At 66.9% G+C, this 1,442-nt stretch carries 2 protein-coding genes; both read right to left on the bottom strand.

What is annotated here, in order from left to right:
- Positions 1-78: 78 nt before the first annotated feature.
- Positions 79-507, bottom strand: a complete 429-nt coding sequence (locus tag AB0J69_RS61675) for a hypothetical protein (RefSeq protein WP_364138686.1) — start codon at positions 505-507, stop codon at positions 79-81.
- Positions 504-1,340 (bottom strand): IS5 family transposase, encoded by an 837-nt coding sequence (locus tag AB0J69_RS61670; RefSeq protein ID WP_364138683.1) that lies wholly within the window; start codon positions 1,338-1,340, stop codon positions 504-506. The genes AB0J69_RS61675 and AB0J69_RS61670 overlap by 4 nt, the downstream gene beginning before the upstream one ends.
- Positions 1,341-1,442: the final 102 nt, after the last annotated feature.

Genomic DNA, 1,442 nt, shown 5'->3' with positions numbered 1-1,442 from the left:
AGAGGGCGGTTCGCGAGTTGATGTCCCTTTGATCGCTTGCTCTGCACGAGAAGGGCTGGTCACGGGCTCGTTGCCGGGTTACGGATGCGGCTGAGTGAACAATCCCGGCTCGGTCTCCACGAGAATGCCGAGGGTGACCAGGCGTTTGAGCTTGGCGCGGGTGTTCTCGATGTTCTTACGCTCCAGGGGCAGGTCCAGGGCCAGGCAGAGGTCGCGCGCTCGTACGGGCTGGTCTGCGCTGGTCATGAGGGTGAGAATGTGCTGGTAGGCGGGGTGATCGGGGGCCACGGGAGCCGGTGGCGGCGGAGGTGCCGGATCAGGCTCGGCAGTCAGGACGAGCAGGGTCTTGCGGGTGATCCGGAGATGATCGAGATCCTGATCGAGTTCCCGTAGGCGGCCGGTCAGCTCCTCGATCTGGTCTCGTGTCCGTTCGATTTGGCTGGTCAGAGCCTTCTCGCGGGCGTCGATGCGGTCCAGCAGCCACGTGCCGGGGTCCGGTGTGCTCACGCCGAGCGCCAGGTCGGGGTGGAGGTGCCGGTCAGCCGGCGGGTCATCACGTCGGTCATCGCCCAGTACACGCGCGATTCGGAGCTGGCCGGATCGTGTTCGTAGTCGCGTACCAGGCGGCGGTGCAGGGACATCGTGCCGTAGGTCTGCTCCACCACCCATCGCTTGGGCTGGGGGACGAACCCGGCCTCGGCGGGGTTACGCTCGACGATCTGCACGGCGATGCCGTGGGTGGCGCCGTGGGCGACCACCGTGTTCTTGAAGCCCTGATCGACCAGGGCGGTGCGGACGCTGCCGGGCGCAGTGGCGGCGGCGACCCGGTCCAGCAGCGCGTTGCCGATGGTGTTGTCGTGCATCGAGGCTGCCGCGACCACCACCGCGATGACCAGGCCCAGCACATCGGTGGCCAGCCCACGCTTGCGACCCGGTACCTTCTTGGCCGCGTCCCGACCGGTCGTGGTGGCGGGGACTCCGGCCGCGGCGCGCACGCTCTGGGTGTCGAGCACCACCAGGCTCGGGTCGGCTAATCGCCCCTTCTTTTCCCGCACCTGGAAGCGCAGCAGATCGTGGATGGCCTGGTCGGTGCCGTCCTTACGCCAGGCGGTGTAGTAGTACATGACCGCGCTGCGCGGCGGCAGGTCATGGGGCAGCAAGTTCCACTGGCAGCCGGTCCGGCCCTGGTACAGCAGCGCGTTAACGATCTCGCGCATCTGGTAATTGCCCTGGTGGCCGCTGACCGAGGGGTGGGCGGCCTTCCACGCCGTGATCACCGGCTCGATCAACGCCCACCGCTCATCGGATAAGTCCGTCGCGTACGGCTTGCGTTCACTCACCCGGCTATCTCAACACGTTCACGCCCACCAGCTAGGCATAACGCTACAGATTCACTCGATCACACTACGACATCAGGGGCAGGGGCCCACAGACCGCCCTCT

This window comes from Nonomuraea sp. NPDC049709 (assembly GCF_040674815.1).
In the GTDB taxonomy this organism is placed as follows: Bacteria; Actinomycetota; Actinomycetes; order Streptosporangiales; family Streptosporangiaceae; genus Nonomuraea.
This window is presented reverse-complemented; position numbering and strand designations above follow the sequence as displayed.